The 26450-nt window shown below is 33.3% G+C and carries 25 protein-coding genes and 1 tRNA gene; 7 read left to right on the forward strand and 19 right to left on the reverse strand.

The window, feature by feature from the left end:
* The 6 genes from AC06G9_RS13005 to fucP all read right to left on the reverse strand — a co-directional run bounded on the left by AC06G9_RS13005 (window position 1) and on the right by fucP (window position 5926).
* A complete protein-coding gene (locus AC06G9_RS13005) occupies window positions 1-684 on the reverse strand; it encodes an amidohydrolase family protein (RefSeq protein WP_480958184.1) in 684 nt (227 codons plus the stop codon).
* A gap of 155 nt (window positions 685-839) precedes the next feature.
* Entirely contained in the window at window positions 840-1697 is an 858-nt protein-coding gene (locus AC06G9_RS13010) for a fumarylacetoacetate hydrolase family protein (protein ID WP_480956438.1), read from the reverse strand.
* Between the two features lie 56 nt (window positions 1698-1753).
* Window positions 1754-2518 (reverse strand): SDR family NAD(P)-dependent oxidoreductase, encoded by a 765-nt coding sequence (locus AC06G9_RS13015; RefSeq protein WP_094773660.1) that lies wholly within the window; start codon window positions 2516-2518, stop codon window positions 1754-1756.
* Between the two features lie 133 nt (window positions 2519-2651).
* On the reverse strand, window positions 2652-4316 hold the full coding sequence (locus AC06G9_RS13020) for a UxaA family hydrolase (protein WP_480956439.1): 1665 nt from the start codon (window positions 4314-4316) through the stop codon (window positions 2652-2654).
* 1 nt (window position 4317) lies between these two features.
* Window positions 4318-4671 (reverse strand): L-rhamnose mutarotase, encoded by a 354-nt coding sequence (locus AC06G9_RS13025; protein ID WP_248753462.1) that lies wholly within the window; start codon window positions 4669-4671, stop codon window positions 4318-4320.
* Window positions 4664-5926: an L-fucose:H+ symporter permease gene (gene fucP, locus AC06G9_RS13030; RefSeq protein ID WP_480956440.1), complete on the reverse strand. Its 1263-nt coding sequence runs from the start codon at window positions 5924-5926 to the stop codon at window positions 4664-4666. The genes AC06G9_RS13025 and fucP overlap by 8 nt, the downstream gene beginning before the upstream one ends.
* Window positions 5927-6067: 141 nt before the next feature.
* Here fucP and AC06G9_RS13035 point away from each other — a divergent pair, with 141 nt between their 5' ends.
* Complete coding sequence (locus AC06G9_RS13035) at window positions 6068-6940, forward strand: AraC family transcriptional regulator (protein ID WP_045754588.1); 873 nt, start codon at window positions 6068-6070, stop codon at window positions 6938-6940.
* Here AC06G9_RS13035 and AC06G9_RS13040 read toward each other — a convergent pair.
* From AC06G9_RS13040 to AC06G9_RS13075, 8 genes are all read right to left on the reverse strand, one after another.
* Window positions 6937-7905 (reverse strand): NAD(P)H-quinone oxidoreductase, encoded by a 969-nt coding sequence (locus AC06G9_RS13040; RefSeq protein ID WP_045754589.1) that lies wholly within the window; start codon window positions 7903-7905, stop codon window positions 6937-6939. The two genes, AC06G9_RS13035 and AC06G9_RS13040, sit on opposite strands and share 4 nt — an antisense overlap.
* Entirely contained in the window at window positions 7905-10568 is a 2664-nt protein-coding gene (locus AC06G9_RS13045; RefSeq protein ID WP_248753459.1) for a TonB-dependent receptor, read from the reverse strand. Before AC06G9_RS13045 ends, AC06G9_RS13040 begins: the two co-directional genes overlap by 1 nt.
* Before the next feature lie 229 nt (window positions 10569-10797).
* The gene (locus AC06G9_RS13050; protein WP_045754590.1) at window positions 10798-11325 is read right to left on the reverse strand and encodes a ferritin; all 528 of its coding nucleotides are present in this window, start codon (window positions 11323-11325) and stop codon (window positions 10798-10800) included.
* A 180-nt stretch (window positions 11326-11505) separates the two neighbouring features.
* Window positions 11506-11880 carry a DUF6686 family protein gene (locus AC06G9_RS13055; RefSeq protein ID WP_045754591.1) on the reverse strand — a complete coding sequence of 125 codons (375 nt, stop codon included), beginning with the start codon at window positions 11878-11880 and terminating at the stop codon, window positions 11506-11508.
* A 191-nt stretch (window positions 11881-12071) separates the two neighbouring features.
* Window positions 12072-12416 (reverse strand): ribosome hibernation-promoting factor, HPF/YfiA family, encoded by a 345-nt coding sequence (gene hpf / locus AC06G9_RS13060; protein ID WP_045754592.1) that lies wholly within the window; start codon window positions 12414-12416, stop codon window positions 12072-12074.
* A 14-nt stretch (window positions 12417-12430) separates the two neighbouring features.
* Window positions 12431-13309, reverse strand: coding sequence for a tyrosine-type recombinase/integrase (locus tag AC06G9_RS13065; protein ID WP_045754593.1), 879 nt, complete (start codon window positions 13307-13309; stop codon window positions 12431-12433).
* Window positions 13310-13401: 92 nt separating this feature from the next.
* On the reverse strand, window positions 13402-13596 hold the full coding sequence (gene rpsU / locus AC06G9_RS13070) for a 30S ribosomal protein S21 (RefSeq protein ID WP_021190399.1): 195 nt from the start codon (window positions 13594-13596) through the stop codon (window positions 13402-13404).
* 88 nt (window positions 13597-13684) lie between these two features.
* A complete protein-coding gene (locus tag AC06G9_RS13075) occupies window positions 13685-14323 on the reverse strand; it encodes an HAD family hydrolase (RefSeq protein ID WP_248753458.1) in 639 nt (212 codons plus the stop codon).
* A gap of 87 nt (window positions 14324-14410) precedes the next feature.
* On the opposite strand from AC06G9_RS13075, the gene AC06G9_RS13080 reads away from it, so the two are divergent.
* Window positions 14411-14484 (forward strand) — tRNA-Ile (locus AC06G9_RS13080).
* Window positions 14485-15023: 539 nt separating this feature from the next.
* On the opposite strand, the gene AC06G9_RS13085 is transcribed toward AC06G9_RS13080, so the two are convergent.
* Complete coding sequence (locus AC06G9_RS13085; protein ID WP_031289203.1) at window positions 15024-15212, reverse strand: CsbD family protein; 189 nt, start codon at window positions 15210-15212, stop codon at window positions 15024-15026.
* A gap of 396 nt (window positions 15213-15608) precedes the next feature.
* Here AC06G9_RS13085 and AC06G9_RS13090 point away from each other — a divergent pair, with 396 nt between their 5' ends.
* The gene (locus tag AC06G9_RS13090; RefSeq protein ID WP_248753457.1) at window positions 15609-17825 is read left to right on the forward strand and encodes a glycosyltransferase family 4 protein; all 2217 of its coding nucleotides are present in this window, start codon (window positions 15609-15611) and stop codon (window positions 17823-17825) included.
* Here the strand turns inward: AC06G9_RS13090 and AC06G9_RS13095 are convergent.
* Together AC06G9_RS13095 and AC06G9_RS13100 are read right to left on the reverse strand one after the other, a co-directional pair.
* Window positions 17803-19281: a glycoside hydrolase family 130 protein gene (locus AC06G9_RS13095; RefSeq protein WP_045753952.1), complete on the reverse strand. Its 1479-nt coding sequence runs from the start codon at window positions 19279-19281 to the stop codon at window positions 17803-17805. The genes AC06G9_RS13090 and AC06G9_RS13095 overlap by 23 nt on opposite strands.
* Before the next feature lie 993 nt (window positions 19282-20274).
* Window positions 20275-21327 carry a hypothetical protein gene (locus tag AC06G9_RS13100; RefSeq protein WP_480956441.1) on the reverse strand — a complete coding sequence of 351 codons (1053 nt, stop codon included), beginning with the start codon at window positions 21325-21327 and terminating at the stop codon, window positions 20275-20277.
* 510 nt (window positions 21328-21837) lie between these two features.
* Here AC06G9_RS13100 and AC06G9_RS13105 point away from each other — a divergent pair.
* The 3 genes from AC06G9_RS13105 (at window position 21838) to AC06G9_RS13115 (ending at window position 23987) form a co-directional block, all read left to right on the forward strand.
* Entirely contained in the window at window positions 21838-22029 is a 192-nt protein-coding gene (locus tag AC06G9_RS13105; protein ID WP_045753954.1) for a hypothetical protein, read from the forward strand.
* Between the two features lie 54 nt (window positions 22030-22083).
* Window positions 22084-22839, forward strand: a complete 756-nt coding sequence (gene ku, locus AC06G9_RS13110) for a non-homologous end joining protein Ku (protein ID WP_045753955.1) — start codon at window positions 22084-22086, stop codon at window positions 22837-22839.
* 191 nt (window positions 22840-23030) lie between these two features.
* Complete coding sequence (locus AC06G9_RS13115) at window positions 23031-23987, forward strand: alpha/beta fold hydrolase (protein ID WP_293925183.1); 957 nt, start codon at window positions 23031-23033, stop codon at window positions 23985-23987.
* Window positions 23988-23996: 9 nt separating this feature from the next.
* Here the strand turns inward: AC06G9_RS13115 and AC06G9_RS13120 are convergent, their stop codons facing one another.
* Together AC06G9_RS13120 and AC06G9_RS13125 are read right to left on the reverse strand one after the other, a co-directional pair.
* A complete protein-coding gene (locus AC06G9_RS13120; protein ID WP_346574952.1) occupies window positions 23997-25064 on the reverse strand; it encodes a proline and serine-rich protein 1 family protein in 1068 nt (355 codons plus the stop codon).
* 122 nt (window positions 25065-25186) lie between these two features.
* Complete coding sequence (locus AC06G9_RS13125) at window positions 25187-25525, reverse strand: winged helix-turn-helix transcriptional regulator (protein WP_248753453.1); 339 nt, start codon at window positions 25523-25525, stop codon at window positions 25187-25189.
* Between the two features lie 119 nt (window positions 25526-25644).
* Here AC06G9_RS13125 and AC06G9_RS13130 point away from each other — a divergent pair, with 119 nt between their 5' ends.
* Entirely contained in the window at window positions 25645-26430 is a 786-nt protein-coding gene (locus AC06G9_RS13130) for an MFS transporter (RefSeq protein ID WP_480956442.1), read from the forward strand.
* Window positions 26431-26450: the final 20 nt, after the last annotated feature.

Consider the following 26450-nt stretch of genomic DNA (forward strand, 5'->3'; position numbering starts at 1 on the left):
TTATAAATTATAAATTGTAAATGCGTTCATTCCCCAAAACGCTTCTTGTTCAACTGTAGTAAATGCTTCTAATTTAGATTCCACAATGGCAACACTTTCTTCATAAGAAGCAGCTAATAAGCATACCGGCCAATCTGAACCAAACATAATACGATGCTTACCAAAAGTATCAAATACATGACCTAAATATTGGCTAAAGTCATCCAAACGCCAACTTGACCAATCGGCCTCAGTCGCCAAACCTGAAACTTTACAACTCACATTTGAAAAAGCAGCTAACTCTTCAATGAATAATGCCCACTCTTCAAATTCGCGTGATTTTATTGGAGGTTTAGCGATATGATCCAAAATAAATACTTGATCTGGATTACTTTGAACACATCTTAAAGCAGCATCATAATGACGAGGTCTGATTAATAGATCATAAGTATAACCATACTTTGATAAAAATTCAATGCCTTTAAGAAAATGATCCCGTATTAGAAAGTCGGGATCCTCTTCTCCTTCCACAACGTGTCTAAAACCCTTAATAAGTGATTCATCTTTATATTGATGCAATCGCTCATCAATATTACCCGCACGTAAGTCCACCCAACCAATCACACCTTTAATAAATGGATATTGTTTTGCTTGTTGTACTAAAAACTTAGTTTCTTGATCGGATTGATCTGCTTGTACAGCAATACAACCGTCAAATTCATTTTTTTTCTAAAATAAATTTTAGATCTAATGGAAGAAAATCCTTTTTTAAAACCTGCATTTTATTCGTAATCCAACTATGACGACTGGGGTCATATTGCCAAAAATGTTGATGAGCATCTATACGCATAAAAATGAGATTAATGACGAGAATAAGCGATGACTTCTTGGCGCGATTCCCCTAACCCATCAGCCCCCAATTCAATGATGTCACCAGCCTTTAGATATATAGGAGGATTAAAGCCTAGGCCAACACCTGCTGGTGTTCCTGTAGAAATTACGTCTCCTGGTAATAATGTCATAAATTGAGATACATAACTCACAATAAATGGAACAGAAAAAATTAAATTTTTTGTACTGCCATTTTGATACATCTGACCGTTAACTTTCAACCAGATATTGACATTATTAATATCCTTAATTTCATCTTTAGTAGCCAAATATGGTCCCATAGGTGCAAATGTATCACAACCTTTTCCTTTGTCCCATGTCCCACCGCGCTCTAATTGATATTCACGTTCCGAAACATCGTTGTGAAGCACATAACCTGCTATATAATCTAGACCATCAGATTCATCTACATACGAAGCTTTTTTACCTATCACAATACCAAACTCTACTTCCCAATCAGTTTTTACAGAACCCCGTGGTATCATCACCTGATCGTAAGGACCTGATAAAGAAGTAGTCGATTTCATAAAGATGATAGGTTCTGCAGGTATTGCTGCACCAGTCTCTTCTGCATGATCTTTATAATTTAATCCAATACAAACGATTTTTGAAGGTCTTGCAAAGGGAGCTCCAATTCTTTCTGTATCAGCTACAGGAATTAATTTACCTGAATTTGCTTTTACAAATTCCTCTAAAGAAGCTAAACCGTCATTTTCAAAAAATGACTCGTTATAATCACCACCAAAAGCCGAGGTATCGTAATTTATACCATCGATTTGCACACCTATCTTCTCTTTCCCTTGCTCTCCAAAACGTATTAATTTCATATCTTTAAACTTTTATTATAAACCCTGACTTCAAAAGCCTCTCCATTATTTTAATCTTAATTATTCAATTTAATAAAACCACCATCAATGGGATAATCATTTCCAGTGATAAAGCCGGCATCATCGCTACATAAAAACAAAGCCAACTTTGCAATTTCTTCTGGTTGTGCCATCCGGCCTATCGGTTGGCTCTTTGATAATTTTTCAAAAATTTCAGCTTCCTGCCCTGGATAATTTTTACTAATGAACCCATCTACAAATGGTGTATGCACACGGGCAGGAGAAATACTATTGCAACGAATTCCATCAGCCATATAATCACGTGCAACAGAAAGTGACATGGCAAAAATGGCACCCTTGCTCATTGAATAAGCAAAACGATCGCTAATACCTACCCAAGCAGCAATCGATGCTAAATTCAAAATAGCTCCACCCCCATTTTCTTTCATCTTTGGAACAACTGCATAGAGCACATTATAAGCACCTTTAACATTTACATTAAATACTCTTTCAAAATCTGCTGTTGTACAATTTTCTAATTTTCCTACATGTGCTATGCCTGCGTTATTGACTAAGATATCAATTTTACCTATGCTATCTACTATGGCTAAAACGTCTTCTTGAATACTTACATTACAACTATGGACAAATCCTTGTCCTCCACCAGATAATATCTCAGCAACAACTTCTTGTGCTCCTTCCACATTTAGATCCAAGATATGAACGGTAGCACCTTCTGCAGCAAAGAGCAAACTTATGGCACGTCCAATTCCACTTCCACCACCAGTTATTATAGCGACCTTATTTTTTAATTTTGACATATTGTTGTGTTTATCATAATAATTTTCAATCAGGAAAAAATTGCTGCTCGAAAATATAACTTTTCAAATGGTATCTTTTTTAAAATTTCAAATTGTATATTACATATAAGGCAATCTGATAGCTCATCCTATCTTATAAAGATACACCCCTCCTCCATGGAATAAAATCATCCTGACCCAAGAGAACTGCTTTAGGAGTTACCTCACCACTCGCTACTTGAATCACATAATCTAAAATGCGATGAGCAGCTTCCTCAATGGACTCATCTCCTTCGATAATTGTTCCACAATTCAGATCTATGATATCAGACATTTTCTCAAATGTTTTAGTATTTGTAGATAATTTTACTACTGGAGTAATAGGATTTCCAGTTGGTGTACCCAATCCGGTCGTAAATAGAACAATATTAGCACCAGCAGCGACTTCTGCCGTAGTACTCTCAACATCATTGCCCGGAGTGCATAAAAGATTTAAACCTGGTTTATTGGCCAATTCGGGATAATCAATTACTGCTGTTACAGGAGATGTTCCACCTTTCTTTGCTGCCCCAGCAGATTTTATAGCATCGGTAATAAGTCCATCTCGTATATTTCCGGGAGAAGGATTCATATAAAAACCAGATCCATCTGCTTCTGCTTTTGCATTATATACGCGCATCAACTGCATAAATTTGTCCGCAGTAGCTTCATCTATACAACGATCACTAAGCTCTTGCTCTACACCACAGAGCTCAGGGAATTCCGCTAAAATAACAGACCCGCCCAATGTCACCAACATATCAGAAAGATAACCTAAAGCTGGATTAGCAGATATACCAGAAAAACCATCTGATCCCCCACACTCTAATCCAATACATAATTTATCCAAAGAAGCAGGCTTACGTGAATATTTATTCGCTTCCATCATTCCTGCAAAAGTTGATTTAACAGCTTTTTGCATTAGCTCCTTTTCAGTACCTTCTTTTTGTTGTTCAAAAATATACAAAGGCTTGTCGAACTGTGGATCTCTTTTTGCGATTTCAGCTTGCAAAATCGAAGCTTGAGCATGTTGACAGCCTAAGCTCAGAATAGTAGCTCCAGCTACGTTTGGATGCGTCACATAACCCGCTAGCAGTCCACATAGTGCATCTGAATCCATTCTTGTACCACCACATCCCATTTCATGATTTAAAAATTTAATACCATCTACATTTGCAAATAGTCTTTGATCGCTAGTTTGATCAACCGAAGCGCTCAAATCTTGAGCGATAATTTGCGATACATCAGCACCCGACTGATACAAGCGTATCAACTCGTCCACCTCCGCACTATAATCATTAGCTTTAATTTTATATCCGAGCTTTTCTTCAAAAGCGCTTTTTAAAGTCAAAACATTTCTATTTTCACAAAAAACCAATGGAATCACTACCCAATAATTAGCAGTACCAACAGCTCCATTAGAACGATGAAAACCATTGAAAGTCCGATCTTTAAAAACACTAACATCTGGTTTATTCCAAGAAGTGTTTCTTTTACTTAATTTAAAATCATCTGCAGCATGTCTTAAATTCAACGTTGATATTAATGATCCTGTTTTTAAATCACAATTTACCTTTCCTACCAATACCCCATACATATAGATATCATCATCCTTAAACAATGGATGAATGGTAAACTTATGTTTAGCAGCAACATGCTCCAATAATGCGAAACTTTTATTATCCCATTCAATCACTGTGCCTTGAGGCAAATCTTGTAAAGCCACCAACACATTATCACTTGGATGAATCTGCAAATACGTTTTCTTATCCTTTATCATCTTATTTTTTCAATTCGAATATCTTATTCATTAATACCCATTTTTCATTTTCTTTTCCACCTGGAATAGCACTTTGATATTTCCACATTAATTGCTCCCATTCCTGCACCTTGGGATTATTCGTATCCATATGTGCTTTTTTCTCAAAAGAAAAAGAGTCATCTACCTCCATAATCATAAATAATCGATTCTCAAATCTAAAGATTTGCATTTTTGTGACTCCAGCCTCTAATATCGATCGTTCAATTTCCGGCCATACGGCACGGTGATAGTTTTCATATTCCATTATAAGCTTTGGATCATTGACTAAATCCAAAGCAAACGTATACTGTTTGATATTACTAATATTATTCATGAGTAGAATTTACAATTTGATTATTTGATTTTCTATTTGCTAATGCAAATAACAATACCACGACAAAACAGATTAAGGGCACCCAGTATCCAAGCTGGAGATCTCCGGTTTTATCTGAAATTAACCCCAATATTGGAGGTAGCGCTGCTCCGCCTACAATTGACATAATGATTAGACTCGACGCAGACTTTGTATCTGCTCCAATACCTTCAACACCTACTGCAAATATAGTTGGAAACATAATTGACATAAAAAAAGCAACCGCAATTAAAGCATACACTGTCACTTCACCTGAACCATATATCACAATGAATGACAATAAAATACAAATTACAGAGTATATCATCAATAATGTCAATGGCTTAATATATTTCATAAAAAATGTCCCGACAAATCGACCTAACATAAACGCCAAACCAGCAAAACTCGCATATTTTGAAGCATTTAATGGAGATATGCCGGCCACATCTGTGGCATATAATACCATAAAACTTAATACACAAACTTGAGCACCAACATAAAAAAATTGACCAATCACAGCCCATCTTACATTCAGATGTCTGAACGCATGAAAAAAGCCTGACTTTTGCTCTCCTTCGTCATCTTTTATATCAGGAAGTTTTGTAAAAAAAAGAATAGCCGCTACAATCAATATAATTAAACCTAAAATCAAATAAGGCCCTTTAACTGTTGCAGTCTCTGCTTGAATATAAGCAATTTTAACCTGTTCAGTCATAGCAGCTATCTCCGTATCGGATTTAGGTTGTTCTGCTAAAATAAATTTACCACCAAGAATTGGAGCAATAAATGCCGCCAAACCGTTAAAAGATTGAGCAAAATTTAAACGTTGAGTTGCCTTACTAGGATCCCCTAATACTGTTACATATGGATTTGCGGCAGTTTCTAAGATTGTTAAGCCACAAGCAACTATAAATAAAGCCCCTAAAAAGAAAATATAACTAATCTGATTAGCCGCAGGTATAAAAAGAAAACAACCTACGGCAAAAAGTATCAAGCCGATTAAAATCCCTGATTTATAACCATATTTCTTCATGATTATACCAGCAGGGATAGCCAGTAAAAAATATGCAATAAAAACTGCCGAATCTACTAAAGAAGCCTGTAAATGCGTTAAACTAAAAGCATTGCGCAGATGTGGAATTAAAATAGGGTCTAGATTATGAACAAATCCCCAAAAAAAGAATAAGGACGTTACAAGAACAATTGCTAGTTTATTACTTTTACTGATCGACATATAGAATATAATTTATCATTGGTTTATGTAAAATAAAGAATAAATAATGGAACAAAATTTAAGTATTTTACCCAATTAATAAACTATATTATCATTCATCATGCCGATAAATCAAAAAAATGTGCATATATTTATTAATAAATGAAGCCTCAGCTATTAAAAGTCAATAACAGCAATGTACAATCTTTCAGCGTAAGAAATGATATCGTACCACAGAATCATAATCTGTGGCACTATCATGAAGAATTGGAATTAATACATTTTGAGAAAGGAGCTGGTACACAATTTATTGGTGACAGTGTTAACAATTTTTCAAGTGGAGATATTGTTTTGGTTGGTCCCAATTTACCACATTATTGGCTATTTGATAGTCATTATTTGGATGGTCCAAATCCCGAACCAGCAGATATTAGAGTAGCACATTTTAAAGAAAATTTCTTAGGCGAGCAATTTTTTAATCTACCTGAAAATCATAAAATTAAGAACTTATTCAAAAAATCCAAAAGAGGAATTCAATTAAATAAATCAATATTAAAATCAGCACAATCACTTATAGAAAAACTTTTAAAAAGTCAAAATTCAACTAAAATAATAGCATTAATAGAAGTTTTAACTTTAATTTCAGAGTCAGAAGAATATCATTTATTATCCAGTGAAAACTACCCTATTGATAGACAAGATCTTGATTTTGGAAGAATGAACGTAATTATGGAATACATTACGCAACACTATAGAACACACATTCGACTTGAAGATATTGCTTCCATGACCGGTATGACAACCAATTCTTTTTGTCGTTATTTTAAAGCCAAATCTGGAAAGACCCTATTTCAGTATCTTATTGAGATGCGTATTGGATATGCTTGCCGATTATTGGCCGAGCGGACACTGAATGTCAAACAGATTTGCTTTGAAAGCGGATTTCAAAACTTTGTAAGTTTCCATAAGTACTTTAAAGATGCAACTGGCTTTACCCCTTTGCAATATCAAAGAGAGATTTCGAGAAACTATTAAAAAACAAAAACTAACTTCCCCGTAAAATCTCCAGAATCCAATATCGTGTGAGCTGTTTGTGCATTTTCAAGTTCAAATACTCTGTATATATTGGTTTTAAATAACCCTAGTTGTAACAATGGAAAAACATGATCAATAATTTCATTACGCACCTCCTTCTTAAACGCAATACTTCTACTTCTTAAGAGACTGCCAGATATATAAATACGTTTTTGCATCAATTTAAAAAGATTCAATTCTACTTTTGCACCTTGCATCGCATTGATATAAATTAAGTGACCATCCTCCTTCAATATTTCTATATTTTTAGCAAAGTAATCACCACCGATACTATCTAGCACAACATCAATTTGATTTTTACCAATGATTTCCTCAAAATCTTCTTTTTTATAGTTAATCGCAACATCTGCACCTATTCGTTTACAGTATGATGCTTTAGCATCTGATCCTACCGTAACAAATACTTTTGCTCCAGACAATTTTGCCAACTGTATTGCCATAGATCCAATACCACCGCTTCCTCCATGCACTAAAAAATTATCACCAGATTTCAAAGTGCCTCTCTTAAATACATTGTGGTAAACTGTAAATAAGGTTTCGGGCAAAGCAGCTGCCTCCGCATAACTAAACCCTTTAGGTATAGGTAGACATTGCCCCTGATCAACAGAGACATATTCAGCATAGCCACCTCCAGATAAAAGCGCACAAACCTGATCTCCAATCTTCCATTCACGTACCAAATCTCCTATTCCCACAATTTCTCCAGCTACTTCTAAGCCTGGAATATCAGCAGGAGCACCATCAGGAGCTCTATAATTTCCCTTCCTTTGAAAAACGTCTGGCCGATTCATTCCCGCCGCCTTCACTTCGATTAAAACCTCGTACCCAGTACACGTTGGCTTATCGACCTCTTGCACCTCTAAAACCTCAGGCCCACCAAATTTTGTTATAACAACTGCTTTCATTATGATTTTTTAGGGTATTTTTGTAAACGGAAATTTAGAGAAACCATAAAATAACGTGACAATCTTTCATTTTGGACATCCAAAATATCATTCCCTATTACATCTCTCGTAATTCCTGAATTTTGATTTAGTAAATCAAAACCCTGAATTCGAAGCATAGCTAAGTTGTTGCGCATAAACGTATACTCAAAGTAAGCATTAATAATTGTCGGATTAATATTTGTCCAAGACGAAGATGAATATCCTGCATTTAATCTTTGAGATACTTCTACACCAAAAGAACTATGTTCACTTACATAGCACTTAGAACCTAAACCTAGAACACCAGTATGTGCTATGATTTGATCATTAAAAGGCAGTTTATATGAAGCCTTATTTAAAGAGTAATTACCATTGAGTTCTGCTTCAAATAAATCATTAAACATATAGCGGAATTGAAGGGATTGCGAATATAAGAAATGCCCGCCATCATTGCGCCTATCATTGATATAAGTCACATTATTATAATAATCTGCATTACCATTCAGACTCATTTGTATATTATCATTAAACAGAGCCGCAGTAAATAGATAGTAGGCCTTCACATCGTAATAACCAGAAGTATTTAAAAAAGTAGTCTTTTGTACTGTAGAATTCAGAACGGTAGTCCGGTTAGAAACAATTTTATCAGATACAAAATTATATGCAAGACTACCCTCAAAATACTGTCCCTTGGTAACAATCGATTTACGATATTTTGCTAAAATACGATTGGCAAATTCAGCTCTTAAATCGGGATTTCCTTCAATGATATTTTGAGAATTTGTATTATCTACTATCGGTTGGATCTGATAGAAATTGGGTTGATTGTTTTTTCCCAAATAATCAATAGATAGGTCAGTATTTTCATTAAATTTCCACTTGATGCCTGCTGCAGGTATTAAGTTTACATTACTATATGATGTTTTAATAGATTTATCACGTGAATATCCTGTCAGCTCAGTAGGTTGCACAGCAAATCCAATATTATATTTAAATTTAGAGAAAATATCTTGTTGATATTTCATTCCAACCCTATTGGATGAAAATGCATAATCATAGCTTAAACTAAGCGAATCAATACGAAATAATTCATTTTGTTCATTACTCCGTTCATGAACCAAACGCCTTGCATCAATTGCGGTATAATTAAAATCATAATTTAATTCCAATACTCCCCCTTTATCCACAGGTTCTATGATCGATAGTGAACTTTTTATATCTTGATTTTGATTATTACTCTTAACAAATTGATTTAAAAAAGTATTCTTCGTATTTATCTCATTAAATGTACTATCGATAATTGTATTTTTATCAACGATGTTTTCATTTTTTTCAAGAGAATTATAACCCAGATGCAAGTTATATACTACCTTTCTACCTGGTTTCTTAAAGACTTTAGCATACAAGATATCTATTTCTGCATTAGGACTTGTACTATTATTTTCAGAGGCATATTCACCTTTGTTCGTAATCAATCTATTTTTAATATGGCGATCACGGATTTCATCACCTTTCGATTTATTCCAAGAAAATGTTGGGGATATTTTTAACATATCCGATTCAGATAGTTTAATATCAAACCCCCAGTTCATATGGTGAGTATTGTCGACAGTCTTAGTGACGTAATCTTCCAGATTACTGATGGTATTATAACCATAAACCGATTGTAGATAGGAATTTCCTTTAGTAGTATTTTTCGTATTTGTAAAGCTATAACGTCCAAAAGCCGAAATTTTATCACTTAGATTACTTGAAAAGCTAGTTCCCAAAGATCCAACATTATTAAATCCATCGGTAGGATCTGCAAAGTCGGCCAATTCACCCATAACCCGATCACGAGAACCACCACCATTTGGAGATCCAAAAGAAAATAAATTAGTATTAGTATTATTAATAGAACCGACAAAAGATAATTCTTGTCCATCATTAAATTTATTAATACCCGCACTAGCAAGATAGCGTTCCTGGTTGCCCAATCCTCCTGTTACCTGCCCAAAAGTGATTTTCTTTTTATCGTCTTTTAAAATAATATTTAAAATCTTCTCTGAATTTGCGCTTTTTGTTCCTTTTGCATTAGCCTCATCTCCATAAAAGTCAATTACTTGAATATTTTTGATAAAATCTGCAGGAAGATTTCGGGTAGCAGTCAGTACATCACCACCAAAAAACTTCTTACCATCTACTTGTACAGAAGTAATCGGTTTTCCAAAAGCATATACAGAACCATCTCTTGAAACTTGAAAATTTGGAATTTGCTTTAACGCATCTTCTAATAACGTTCGCCGATCAAATTGGAATGCTGCCATATTAAATTGTACAGTATCCTCTTTAAAGGTGATAGGCTTATATTTCTTAATAACAATCTCTTTTAAAACAGAGGTTTGAGGTTTTAGTATGATCGTCTCCGCGACTACCCGATCAGTCGTATTGTATTGAGGATAAGATCGATCTACGATCTGCAGTCCAAGTGAACTATAGTTCAACCGGATATTACTACCCTTCACTTGGAAAAACTTATAGAATCCTGTTTTAGAAGTGATTGCCACAATAGTATCCAGCGAAGTTGTCAATCGAACATTTACACCTGCAAGCGGCTGACCCTCACTGTCCACAACAAAGCCATACACTTCCTTTTTTTGCATTTGAGCCTCAACCCTATTTACAACAAAAAAAAGAATGATAAATAAAATGATCTTATGATTACTACCTGATATTTCGAATTTATCCGACATCAAAACAACTTATTCTATTAGTATGTTAATATACACAATATTTCGCACAACCATAACGAGCAATATTGAATTATTGTATAAAAAAAGGTGGTTTATTATAAATAAACCACCTTTTTTTATTTTTACTAGAATATATTAATTATTCACCTGAAAAAGTAACCTTGAGTAAGTGTTTGTCAATTTCCCAACGACCAGTACCCTCTTCACCTATTACATCAAACAATTCTAAAATTCTTCTTGCAACAAACTCTTCTTCAACTTGTTCCGATAAGAACCACTGTAAAAAGTTGAAAGTAACATAATCCTTTGCTTTCATACATCTATCAGCGATGTTATTAAATTGCTCAGTTACAAACATCTCTTGCTCTAATGCAGATTCAAAAATTCCTCGAAAAGAATCAAAATCAGAAGGTATACCTGTCACTTCAGGAGATATTGCACGTCCGCCTCTATTGTTGATATAATTAAATATTTTCAACATATGCTCTCTTTCCTCATTGGATTGCTTAGCAAAAAATTCAGCAGCATTTTCCAAACCTTGGTCGTCACACCATGATGACATTGCTAAATATAAGGAGGAAGAGTGTGCTTCAACTTTAATTTGAGCATTTAATATATTTTCAATTTCCTCTGTTAAAGAAGATTTTAGTTTTAATAAATCTTTCATATCTGTAAGTTTTAATTCCAATATTAAAGATCAAGTTTGATAATACCTGACCTACTTGAACAATACAAATATACGGCTGGAAACTGATTTTTGTATAAAAAATATACAATACAAATTAAGTCTAAATTAGCGGTAAAAAACTTAAATAGTTTAGAATCAGTATAATTATAAGTAAGGTTTTTATGCCAATACGGAGACTAAGGAACTTCGTAAACAAGCCTTAATGACACTATTTAATTCAATCATAAACTTAGCACCATCCAACAGTTCTCTTAAATTTAAAATATCTTGGACAGCCAGTAGAAAGCATCGTTCTGTACGATAAGGCATCACCAAAGTAAAATCCGAAGACCTTGCAGTATCAATTAACATTTTTTCAATATCAATTTGATCAATAAATTTTTTAAATTTTAAAAAATCAGAAACAGAAAATGAAGTAGTCGAACCAGCAAATTCCATCCAATAACAATTTTTACGACTACATTGATATATCGCTCCAGTTTCAGTTTTAAAAACCTCTTCTACATGTGCTAATGGACAGATTGTATCGATCATTTCCTTATTTATTATGATGAGACAAAAATAGCCATTATTTATAATCAATCCAAGTAACTGATGAATTATTTTTAATAATTATAAATAGCAATTACTGTGAGCAGGTAGTAGCATACCAAATTTTTAAAACAATCTAAACACAAAAAGGACTAACCTCGTCGATTAGTCCTTTCTCTTTAATATTTACTTCATTAATACTCTTCTTCCTCAGTAGTCAAAATTTCTTTATGATTACTTGCTTGTGTCTTTGTTTTGGTCTTATGTTTATTAATTTGTCTTCTTAAGGATTCTACTGCAATATCAGTTGCTTCTTCAAAACTTTTAGCTTGTCCTTTCGCAAAAAGTTGACTTCCGGGTATATTTATTTTTATTTCCGATACCTTATTAGCTTCATCATCTACATTTTCTAAACGCAAATAACATTCTCCACCAATGATTGAGTCTAAAAACTGATTCAATTTACCTGTTTTTCTTTGGATAAACTCAATTAGCTTTTGATCAGCATTAAATTTAATTGATTGCACAGTAATGTTCATTTTTCCTCCTTTTTTTAAGCTTTTGGATGAGCTTGTTTATAAATAGACTTTAACCGCTCCACAGAATTATGCGTATATACTTGCGTTGCTGCAAGCCCAGCATGCCCGAGGAGCTCTTTTATTGCATTAAGATCAGCTCCATTGTTCAACAATGCAGTTGCAAAAGTATGCCTTAATATATGCGGACTTCTCTTCTTTTGTGAAGAAACCATCGATAGATATTTATGCACTATTCTATAGATCAATTTCTCGTATGCTGGTTTTCCCTCTTTAGTAACGATTAAGAAACTTGATTTATTATTTTCAATATACAAACTTTTAGCTTGCAAATAAAGTTGTAACTCCTTTATTAACGTTTCGTTGATCGGGACAAGCCTTTCTTTATTCCTTTTACCGAATATAAGGATATTTTTATTATAATAGTCGATATCTCGATCTTGAATTTGTAATAATTCAGTAAGTCGAATACCTGTCCCAAAAAGTAATTCAACCACCAATTTATCTCGCCTACTTTCAAAATCATGAACGTTCACTTCCATTTGATCTAATAAAAGCAGTAACTTATCTTTCTCAACAACGACAGGAAGCTTTTTAGGTGTCTTTAAAGCTTTCACCTGTATAGGACTGCCTTTCACGATCCCCTCCCGCTGTAAAAATTTGTAGTAAGTACGTAAAGAAGAAATACTTCGATTGACAGTAGTAGCCGATTTTTTCGCTTCTGCCATCAATGAAAAGTAGTGGCGCATATCACGATGATTAACCTGCTCAAAAATCAAATCTTCATTTTCGAGAAAGGTTAAAAATAAATTGACCTCATGGATATAAGCAATTAAGGTATGCTTTGAATACCGTCTTTCAAATTGCAAATATCGCTCAAACTCCTTCAAATACATACTTCATTCTATTTGTATCCAATTTAGCAAAATAAAGCGCATAAAAAAAGGGAAAAGTAAACTTTCCCCTTTTTTATATCTTCTAAGAAACCTTAGATTGAAACCTCTTGGTTTAATCCTTGTTTGTAAATCGCTTTCTTAACTTGAATACGACGAGTTACAGATCTCTTCTCGTAAGCTTGGCGTGAACGTAGTTCTCTTAAAACTCCAGTTTTCTCGAATTTCTTTTTAAAACGTTTTAATGCTCTATCTAAAGATTCTCCTTCTTTTACATTTACGATAATCATGCTCTGTATATACCTCCTTTCGTAGCCTTTTAATTTTAAAGTGTTGCAAAGGTACAACTATGATTGGTAATTTCAAATATATATTTTACTATTTTTCTAATAATCCCTCTCTATAAACTAGCGCTTGCAAAGTATCTGGTTTTGTCAACAAATAAGTTTGTATCCCCAATCCTTGAGCCGTTTTTAAATGTTGTGGACTATCATCAATAAATACCGTTTCATCTGGGTTTAATTCGTGTTTCGATAATACGTATTCAAAAATATCGGCATTGGGCTTACGCATACCCATTAAGTGTGAATAATAATCCTTTTCAAAAAATTTGGTATTATTCTCCAGACCAAACTTACTTTTCAGATGGTTCATAATCCAATTATAATGGATCTCATTATTATTACTCAGCAAAAATAACCTATATTTATTTTTCAATGCTAACAGTAAATCATGATTTCCATCAGGTACACCCAACAACATGGCATTCCAAGCTGAATCAATTTGATGATCTGTCAATGAAAAAATACCTGATATAGTGCGAATCCCTTCTCTAAAGTCCTGAGATGAAATTTTCCCCTGTTCAAATTCATCAAAAAGTTTTGTTTGCGAACGATGTCCATAATAGTCACGTACATTTTTGATACCCAACTCACTAAAGGCTGCTTCCATCTTCAAAAAATCGATCATAAAGATCACATCACCATAATCCAGGATAATATTTTTAATTTTTTTCATCTTTTTATTTTGAAATATCAATACAAATATCAATATTTGCATCGTCAAAACGCGCTAAACGTTGCATTTTGACAAAAAAAATTAACCGCTCCTATAGCTCAGTTGGTTAGAGTAGAAGACTCATAATCTTTTGGTCACTGGTTCGAGCCCAGTTGGGAGCACTGCTTAATTGCTTAATAAAGCCTCACTTCTAGTGAGGCTTTTCTGTTTTCAATAATTTCGAATATTAAAAATTTCATACAGCTTTAGCAATTTAAATGTCGATAGCCAATTTTTGAAAAAACAGTTATTACAGTCATCTAAAAAATCAATGAAAATTGTACCTCTCATCGCAGCAACAGAATCAGAAAACATGTAAGGAGTATAACAAAAAAAAGTCGAGTTAGGAAAACTCGACTTTTTCATCTACCTATGAAAAACATGCCCTTTTGGGATGGGCTATACGAAGATAAAAGTTTTTTTTCACAAATGAGGGAAAATTTTAATAGTCAAATGTAACTTATTGAATATTAAGCTATTTTTTTTTAAAAGATCTTGTAGATAATTTATTTAACACGCTCAATTACATGCGATTATTCATGGTTAAACATGTAATTTGTTGTTAAAACACTGATTTTGTATTAAAAATAGATCACATAAAATAGGCTGTATATATACTACACAGCCTATTTTATATGTCAAAAAATTATTTTTCTTTTTACTATTTCAATTTGTCCAACCAATCTTCAACTTCTTCCTTAGTCTTACCAGTTTTCTTTTGAAGCTTACCTAATAACTCATCTTCTTTTCCTTCAGCATACAATAAATCATCGTCTGTTAGATCCGCATACTGCTGTTTAACTTTTCCTTTTAGTTCGTTCCAACGACCTTTCCATGTTAATTCGCTCATAATAAAATCTCCTTTTTTAAATTAAGTACTATCTAAATAACATACAAACGATGAAATTGTTTTCAGGTAATATAAAATAATTCAGTTCACAAACTATAATTAACGATTTACAATGATATTGCTAATGTTAAATTAAAAGCAGTATCTTGAACCAATTCAAAAACTTTCACCCTATCTAATTGTTTACTAATCGGATCAAAGACAATCATCATTTTGTTAGTCACAATTTTCACTATTCAAAATAAATTTAAAAAAAATAAGCATTAGTATTATACAAAAAATAAGCATTAGTATAATACACGCTTCCATTGATCATAGAACTTATCACAGAAAATAGTATCCTTAAGATCATCATACAAGACAATTTAATTTCACAATAAAATTTACAAAATAAACATGAAAATAGCTTACATTAGTACTTATTTGCCGAAACAATGTGGAATAGCAACTTTTACAAATGATTTAATACAATCCATAGACCACCAAGATTCAGCGATCACGCAGCACGTTATCGCACTTTCCGATCAACCATACTCCTATCCAGAGGAAGTCGTATTCCAAATTAATACTCATCAGCAATTAGATTATATTCAAGCTGCTCATTTCATAAATGAAAACAAATACGACTGCGTGGTATTGGAGCATGAATATGGCATATTCGGAGGAAATAGTGGCGTTTATATTCTCTCATTAATAAATCAGCTTCACATGCCCTTATTAGTGAATTTACACACCATACTAGAAAAACCAAATATCGACGAAAGAGCAATTCTGATAGAAATTGCCAAACGAGCATCTATCATTGTCGTGATGAGTTCATATGCGATAGATTTACTTCAGAAAATCTATCATGTACATGAAAACAAAATTAGATTGATACCCCATGGAGTCCCAGCTTTCGATTACAAACAAGATATAGCAAAAGAGCAACTTCAATTAGCTAACAAAAAAATTATCCTAACATTCGGCTTTATAGCCCGTAATAAAGGAATTGAAACCGTTATCCAAGCACTTCCTAAAGTAGTTCAAGAATACCCTGAGACGATCTACCTTATAGTAGGCAAAACACATCCTAATGTCCTGTTGGAATCTGGCGAAGAATATCGAGAATATCTCATCGAACTCATAAAAGAAAAAGGGCTAGAGCAGCATGTCCTTTTTGTTAATGATTTTGTTAGTACTGAGGCATTGACAACTTACTTGACAGCCTGTGATATTTACATCACACCTTATATTAATGAGGCCCAAATAACAAGTGGTACACTTTCATTCGCGGTGGGAGCTGGAGCTGCAGTATTATCCACACCTTACTGGCATGCTAAAGATTTATTGGCTGATGGAAGAGGTATTTTATTTGATTTTAAAAATTATAAAGAATTAAAAAATATTCTCATTGATCTATTTGACAATCCAAAAAAACTTGAAGATCTTAGAATTAAAGCTCGCCATCATGGCGAAAAGACGACTTGGAATAAATTAGGGCATTCCTATACCAAATTATTCCAAAATCTATTTTTAGCACCTTTGAGTCCCGATACCAAAACAAAAATAGATCGCCTGGAAAGTTTTCCAAAATTTAGATGGGATCATCTAGATCGATTGACAAACCATGTCGGCATTATTCAACACGCTACCTTTGCAACTCCAAATTACAGAGAAGGGTATTGTTTAGATGATAATGCTAGAGCACTTCTCGTAAGTTTAATGCAACATGATGCATTTGGAGAGAAAGCAACAAAGAAAAGAATTTCGACTTATCTAAGTTATATTTATTATGCGCAAAGAGAAGATGGTCTCTTTCATAATTTCATGAATTTTCAAAATGAGTTTTTAGAAGAGACTGGATCGGAAGACTCCTTTGGTCGAGCTATTTGGGCATTAGGTTATCTTTTCAATACAGCACCATACAATGATTTTTATCAATTAGGTTCACTCATTTTTTTTAAAGCAGTACCGCATTTTGAAAATTTAAAATCAATTCGTGCAATTGCCTATACGATGATGGGTATATCTGAATATCTAAAACAACAACCCAATGATGAACGGATCACCGAGCTACTTCGTAAATTAGCGTTCAAATTAGTACATGAATATGAAGCCAGCGCTGATGAAGACTGGAAATGGTTTGAACCTGTACTTGCCTATGACAATGCTATTATACCTTTAGCTATACTCATGTCTAATAAATTTTTAAACGATGATAAACTGAAAGAAATCGGATTTACGACTTTTTACTTTTTGGAAAATATCATTATGCAAAACGGATTTTTATCCATCATCGGAAATCAAAAATGGGCTAAACAAAATCAAAATATGAGTAAATTTGGTCAACAACCTATTGATGTCACAGCCACTGTACTCCTATTCAGAGAGGTTTTTGAAATCACCAAAAACGACGAATATTTTGAAAAAATGATTCGTTCTTTCGAATGGTTCTTAGGTGAAAATGACCTTAAGCTCCCTCTTTACGATCATCATACGAAAGGTTGTTGCGATGGGCTAGAGACCTATGGTATTAATCGAAATCAAGGAGCTGAAAGTACATTATGTTATTTTATATCCTATATAACTATTTATAAAGAATTAAAGATTAAACTTCAGGTTGAAGAATAGCTTGAATTAAATCGTTCAAGTTGATCGTTGCATAAGTCGATGCATAATCAGACATAGCGTAGGGCATGATCAATTGATCATTATGAACGATTGCACCACAAGAATACACTACATTAGGCACATAACCCTCCCGCTCCATATCATTAGGTGTTAAAATTGGGAGACTTAAGCGGCCTATTTCAATATGTGGGTTCTCTAAATCTAATAAAGAAGCACCGATCACATATTCACGCATAGGACCAACTGCGTGAGTAATGATCAACCATCCAGCTGTGGTTTCAATCGGGGAACCACAGTTTCCTATCTGTATAAATTCATATGGACTCGAAGGCTCTTGAACCAAATGAATTGCTTCATTCCATATATTGATATAATCGGAATAAGCGATATAATTATTTTCACCATCTATACGACATAGCATCGCATATTTACCCTTGATTTTTCTTGGGAAAATAGCCGCACCTTTATTAGCAATTTCACCGTGAATAGGCTTCACCGTAAAATGATAAAAATCCTTTGTCGTCAATAATTTCGGTAAAATACTAAATCCATCGTATGCAGTATAGGTAGCATAATAAATAACTTCTCCTTTTGGTGTTATAAATCGAACAAAGCGGGCGTCTTCAATACCCCTTTTCTCCGTATCAGAAATTGGAAAGATAACCCTTTCCGATATAGCCGTATCCAAGGAGAATGTCATCTCATAGTGTGATGAAGCCAACCATATAGCCTGCTTCAAGATCCCATCATTATCTGCTGTATACTCAATTCCTGCTCTTATCTCCTCGACATAACGTTTCAGTTCTTCATAAGTAAAAGTTTCAGTTAAATTTTGGGTGAGCTTCTCCATAGCCAACGCTCCATTAGGATGTAACTCCATAAGCTTTGATATAAAACTACTCTTATTGTACCGGTGATTCTTGATATTAATAGGCTTATCCAATAGCGTTCCCATCACATCCAGATGAATGTTATTTTCAACATCTATATATCCAGATCGAAAAACAATAGATGATACATGACCCTCACCTGTAGCTCTAAAACTAATAATGACTCGTTTCTCACCTTTAAAAAGCTCACTCTGATCCGGATGCTCAACAATAGAAGGATTAAATAGTGCAGCCGATTCAATTGAATATTCCATCGTAAAATATGAGCCGATTAATAATTTTGCGGTCATTGATATTTTATCCGTTGGCGTATCTAATCGCTCTAATAAATGACGTACGCGATCAAAATTCCGCTCAAAAACTTTAACAATACTGCGATGTCTTTGCGAATAACTACGCAATACTTGTCCAAAAACTTCCTTTTGTTTTTCATCGGACAATTGCAATACACGATGGATAACTTTAACCGACCGCTCATCACCTAATGAAAAAAAACGGGCGAGAACACGTTTCGTATCAGGTCTAAAATAAATATCTTTCCGATTAACTTGAACGGGTTTATACATAAACTATTGAATATAAATATGACTAATCAATTTCTTCTTTAAAACGCATCAATGACCACATTGTTATAAAATTTCAGCATATTTTAAACAATCCGTTTTCTGAAACTAATTTTAGTTGCACCTCTTAATAGAACAATAGTTACCAAGTGATATATGGCAAATAATTCAAACATATGTTCATAACCATTTTGATATACATCATCAATTCATATTAATGCATGATAAAAATAACAAAATTTGCCATTTTTTTTGATAACAAAATTAATACAACAAACTTATTGCAAAGGAAATTGAATAAATTGATCTTGATTATTTATCCATACATAGATCATCATGTACATACTTAGATCACCTTTTAATCCGCTGATCATAATTATTTTTCAAACATAAAAGGGTGATCTTTCCGTATTCAAAAATAACTCAGCAGAACAATTATATACAAAAACAACCCAATAGTAGCAGTCCATATTAGATCAAGCACATAAATTACACCAGATAAAGTTTACTTATAACACCACTTACTATCACTTATTTATCTTGATCACTTAAAGATTTTCGACTCCACTAATTTTTGGTATTTAAGAAAAGTACATAGCACTGTATATGTAAAGAAAAAAAGCATTTTGGTGATCCGATAAAATTAAATAACTTAGAATTATTAGATCAAAAAGAAATCAGTATTCCTATTGGCTCAATTCACCATACAGCTATCTATATTAGTAAAAGAAAATAAAACAGAGGTTGAATAAAATTACATTAAACAAATAAATCAACTATGCAAAATAAAAATAGACAATGGATCAAAAATGTAGGAATAGGTGCTTTCCTTTTTTTCCTAATTAAAGGACTCATCTGGTTGGCAGTATTTTTTTTCGCAGCAAAATCGTGTAATTTTAATCTATAAACCTGTATGCAACACTTCAACTTTGACAGTGATTAAATCCATATTCACAAATCAAAAAGATAGATATAAGTAGTAAAGAAATACAACTATTAATTTTCAAAACGTTTATTCATATACTTATCTAATAAAGCACGAAGTTCAATACTCAGATCTGGATGTATATGAAAATAACCCGATGGCTTTCCAATAACACGATAACTATTCAGTTTTTCTTTCACTCTCCTGCTTCTGATATTGGATAAATTGCGATCAACAGCTGGATTCAGTATCACATAATTTTCATCAAAATCAAATATATATACCTGATCAACCCTAATGTATAAAGCAAGGTTAATATGTAAAAAATGACATTCTTCTAATACAGCTTCAGGTTTTTCATCACCAAACAAAAAAGGTATATCCAATCCCGAATCAAGTAAACAATAGTCAAAACCTTCACCGTAAACATAAATTACAATATTTAAATTGACATTTCCGATAGGTTCAACCTCCTGCTCTTCAGTAAATTTCATTAGTTCTTCTACCCTCTTGATGAGTTCTTCATTAGGATCTACTGCTTGCCTGATATTTTGCCGATTATTATTATTATTATTATTATTATTATTATTATTATTATTATTAGAAATCAAATTTTTCCCTAAATAACTTTCATTTATAAGTTTAGAAGATTCATCTTTATCAAGATAAAATGACACTTTTTTAAAATTATCATAGTAAGCCTTATTTCCATATAACAATAACACACATACAATCACAACTGAGAATCCAATAGCAACTGCATAACTATGGATAATTAGAGGTGTATCTGCACTTAACATAAAATGTATAAACAGCAAAAATACAAATGTAAACAGTATTGAAAAGAATGGTTGCCATTTGATAATACCAGATTTTGCATTTTCTTTTTGATTTGATCTAAGGATATAGGAATAAAATAATGTGATCAATGCTACTAAAATAGCAGCCTTAAAGGTTATCATAAACATGTCTAACAAAAAATATGGGATTTTAGTAAACTCGTATGAAACAATTTGATCAAAACATTGTATAAAAAATATACCAATAGCAACAGCAGTAGCACTGACAAGTATGTAGCAACAAAAAGATCTCACACCAAGATTATTTTTAATTAACTCTCTCATCAAGTATGATTTTTATTGGTTATATAAATTTATTACTTTTTTATTTAAGAATGAAATAAAAAATATAGATTAAGCAATATTTCTTGATAGTCAAAAAGGTCAATATAAATTTAACTAGTCATCCGCTCTTTTCAATCAGGTTTTAGAAAAAACATAAGATGACCACATCAAATACTACTACTATCTGTTAGATATCCTATCATAACAGATTAACCCCACTCATTAAGAAAATATATTGATCATAAATATGATCATACACTACACAAATTTAAAATATCCGTTTTCCAATACATATCAATAGTTTGTGTATAAACAAAAAACGTATCGGGGGAGCATCCATCACTGTATCAGCACATTCACCTTGTACCAATAAAAATATATCCGTACATGAATTCGTAATTTTTAAAACTATTTGCTTATCAATATGTTATATTAAATAAACTGTTTTATATTTTAAATATCACAGGATATCACTAAACAATAAAACTCACAACATTTAAATGTAAAGCTATGAACAACACTGATTTAGATTCTGCTCAAATGCCAGATGGCTACCTCGATAAAGTATATGATTCTGCATTGGAAATTGCAAGAACAGAAGGCTACATCGAAGGAGAAAGACATTTAAGAGAGGCCCTGACACAATTTCCAGAATACATCGATTCACTTCTTAGAAAATTGAAACAAACCTGCTCTATGTAGAGTCAGAAAATTATAAAACACATTTTTATCCCTAAACATCAAAGTACATCACATATGCGTGCAATATGGACCGGAGCTATAGGATTTGGACTTGTCAATATACCTGTGAAATTGTATAGTGCAACTGAAAGTAGTAATTTGGATTTTGATATGCTTGATCGTAAAGACCAAGCGAACATTAAGTTCAAAAGAGTCAATGAAAAAACAGGAAAAGAGGTTATTTGGAAAAATATTGTAAAAGGATATTTCCTTAAAGATCATTATGTACTCTTAGAAGATGCTGATTTTGAAGAAGCAAGTCCAGAAAAAAGTAAGATTATAGCCCTCCATGCATTCGTACAGCTAAATGACATTGACAGTATTTATTTCGATACACCCTATTATTTAGAACCCCAAAAAGGTGGAGAAAAAGCCTATCAATTGCTCGAAAAAGCATTAGAAAAAAGTAAAACAGCTGGCCTTGGCTCATTCGTCATGCGCAATGTGGAACACTTGGCTATTGTGAAACCATACAAAGGAAGCTTACTGATCAATAAAATACGTTATGAACAGGAGATTCGGTCTATCGATGAATTGAAATTGCCAGCTAATGTTAAAATTAAGAAAGAGGAAATGGATATGGCTCTTCAGCTCATCAAACAACACAGTACAGCATTTGATATCAGTAAATATAAAAATGAATATACTCAAGATTTAATAAAAATTATTCATCAAAAAGATAAAGGAAAACGAGCATCGATCAGAAAGATAAATATCGACGATACAAAAGCTAGTGATTTGCTAGCAAGATTAAAAGCAAGTCTTGCCTAGTTCTCAAACTATCTGTATGTAAGACTCATGGATCCTTCATCGCATATCCATGAGCACTAATCACTATTTTTAATAAAAAATAACCTTTATATTAGATCAGTATTAACTGATGTTGTATTTTACAATAAATAAAAATAGAGCATTTGAAAAAGAAGATTCATTTAAGGAATAAACCGAACGAATTTAAAAATATGATCCACTCAGAATCCAGCTTCCACGAGATTATAGATCTTAACGGAAGTAAACATGACATTTTCAAGACCCTATATTTTCCAACAGAAAAAGAAGCAAAAGCCACAATACTAATTTTACATGGTATGCAAGAGCATAGCGGTAGATATGATGATTTCGCACGCTTTCTGGCAGCAAAAGGTTTCTTGGTTATGACATACGATCATATAGGCCACGGACGCTCTGTAAAAAATAAAGGTGCCCTAGGTTATATACAACGTCAGAATCCCGGTGTCCGACTCGTAGACGACGGTATTGAAATGGCGCAGCTGCTCGCAAATCAATATCCCCATCTACCACATTTTATTATCGGACATTCGATGGGATCATTCATCACAAGGTGCATTGTACAAGAAATAGGAAATCTATTTTGCGGTGTAGTGCTTATCGGTACAGGCACGATGGATCAAGCTGCCATTATAGGCGAAAGACTTTTAGGGCTTTTAAATAAAATACTTCCTAAACGGAAGTCCACTTTAATTAATTATTCATTCGGAGCATTCAATAACCTAAAATTTAAAGATGAGCCTAATCAAAAAAACAGTAATTGGCTCAGTTTAGCCAAAGAAAACCGAGATCATTTTATCGCTGACACCTTATGTGGTATCCCATTTTCAAATAACGCCTTCTATGCAACCGCATATGTCGCCAATCGAGGTAGCGGTCCAAACTGGACAGATCATATTCCGACCACACTTCCATTTCTTTTAGAAAGCGGTGAAGAAGATCCGATCGGTAATTTTGGAAAAGGGGTAATTAAAACTGTACAAGATCTTACTACACATGGAAACAATGACGTAAAATATCACCTATATCCTAAGATGCGCCATGAACTCCTCAACGAATCAATTAAAGATGAAGTATACCAAGAAATTGTACTATGGCTTGATAGCAAACTACATTCACCAAATACTTAAATTAAAACCCTATTTCTGATTTCTAACAAAAGCAGTAAATTTATTTTTATAATCTAAAAATGTAAACTCATCTAATAAGATCGCATAATTACGCTTATCGAGACAATTTGGATAGAGCTTTTGCGCCGCAGACAATTTCCCCTGGTCCCAGCTCAGTTCTTTGAGAATTCTCTTAATAGAAGTTACAGGAAATGCTACCTTTTCACTTACAGTTGCCAATATTTTCAATTTATCTTCGTCAAAACCACTTTGACTCATCATTTTAATCAAACTATTCAATTCAACCTCACTCATTCTTTCGAGATATTCACTATCAATTGGTTGATTTTTAATAAAATCCAACAATTTATTCTTGCTGTCGCCAAAAGAAAACTGATCAGTAAGCAACATATAGTTCCTTTTTTCAGGACAATTTGCATATGCCATTTTGGCAAAAGCAAGCTTACCCTCATCCCATGAAAACCTTTTTAGTACATCTTTGATCTGATTCAGTGAGAAAGAAACCTGCGAAGTAGACATACTAGCGATTTTTAACTTATCATTATCAAATCCACCTTGATCAATCGTTTTCAAAAAAGCATTAAATTCGGATACTGTCATTTCATCCCCATAATAGGTTTCATGACCATATTCATACTCCGATTCAGAATCAACGATCTGCTTCGGTCTTCCATAAGCAAATACCTGAGCAGCTCTAGGATCAGGAAGATGATTATCTGCAGGAAACATGGCATATAGTGTCAAGCTACGCATGCGATTACTTCTGATACTGTTTGCTAGATACGTTAAATCCAAAAATTCTCCATCTTCATTCAATACGGAAACTCCTTTTTTCGAGAGTGAAGATTTCACTCTACCGACAAATTCAACTTGAAGATCATAAAGATGATCCTTCAATTGTTCAACACGCACCTGTTTTGAAGGTTGGTCATTGTATTGAATACCATTGATAAACAAATAAAATGGATCACGATCCGAGAAGATGGTTACATTTCCCCCACTGCCTATTCTATTTTGACTATAAGTCAAACTAAAGCAAAACAAGAATATGGCGATTATATATGATTTCTTCAACATAATAATAATTTAGATGATGCTCTTTTGACAAGCATAAATGGAAAAGGATTAAAAGACGTGTATAACTATTATATTTCCGATCACTCCAATCAGATAGCATCATATTAAATGACATTCCTGATTTAAAGCTGTATTTCTTTGTATTCCACCCACCATTGGTCCAGCATCTCAATAACTGGCAATAATGTTTTCCCCATATCACTTAATTTATATTCAACCCGAGGAGGCGATTCTGGATAAACTTTGCGACAAATAATACCATCCCTTTCCAATTCTCGCAATTGCATGGTCAACGTCGTCTGCGCAATATCTTCCATTTCCCTTTTCAACTCACCAAATCTTTTTGGACATTGTTGCGCAATAGACTTAATAAGCAAAACTTTCCATTTTCCACCTATAATTTTAAAGATACCGTTGACATCGCAACAACTCCCAAAATTTTTTATATTTTTTTCTTCCATAATTGTCTTATACTGAGTATGAGTACATAAAACTATACTTAGTATACTTATTATAACTACTTGATAACGAAAAGTGACACCCTTAAATTTGCTTGATAAAATTAACAAAAACTTTTAATATGCAGCTTCAGATCAGAGATATACTTAAAATATCCATCCTCTCTACAGGGATATTTCTATTCGTTATCGACTTATTTATCATCAATGTTTCCCTACCCTCTATACAAGAGACACTGCAACTTACTACAAGTGAAACCCAATGGATCATTATTCTATATGTAATTGGCTATGCAAGTTTATTAATTTGTTCTGGAAATGCAGGTCATTACTATGGTAGAAAAAAAATATACCTCATCGGTATGCTTGGTTTTACGACTTCATCCCTCATCTGTGCGCTATCAAACACAGTATATCTATTACTATTTGGGAGACTTTTACAAGGTATAAGTTCAGGTTTTATGGTGCCACAAGGCATCGCATTGTTAACCTTCTTATTTAAAGAACAAGAAAAACGTTCATTGGCATTAGGCATTTATGGTAGCGTTGCTGGAGTAGCGTCTATCTTAGGTCAACTGCTGGGAGGTATCCTTCCAGATCAGACCTGGATCGATGAAAGCTGGCGATTGATATTTCTCATCAATATTCCTATTGGTATTTTTGCTTTTTTTATGGCCTATTTAACCATTCCCACTACCCAAGCACAAACAACATTACACATTAACTTGATATCCATGTTTCAATTGTTTGGAGTACTCATTTGTTTAATCTGTCCTTTGATATTAGGACCTGAGTTACATTGGCCCCTATGGATTATTATCTTATTAAGCACTTCTATACTCTTCATACTATATTTTTCTGAAACAACAGAAAAATCAATACGATCTTGGTCATGCTACCCTAATTAATTTCTCGCTTTTTAGCAATA

The sequence above is a fragment of the Sphingobacterium sp. MAE genome, assembly GCF_056711605.1.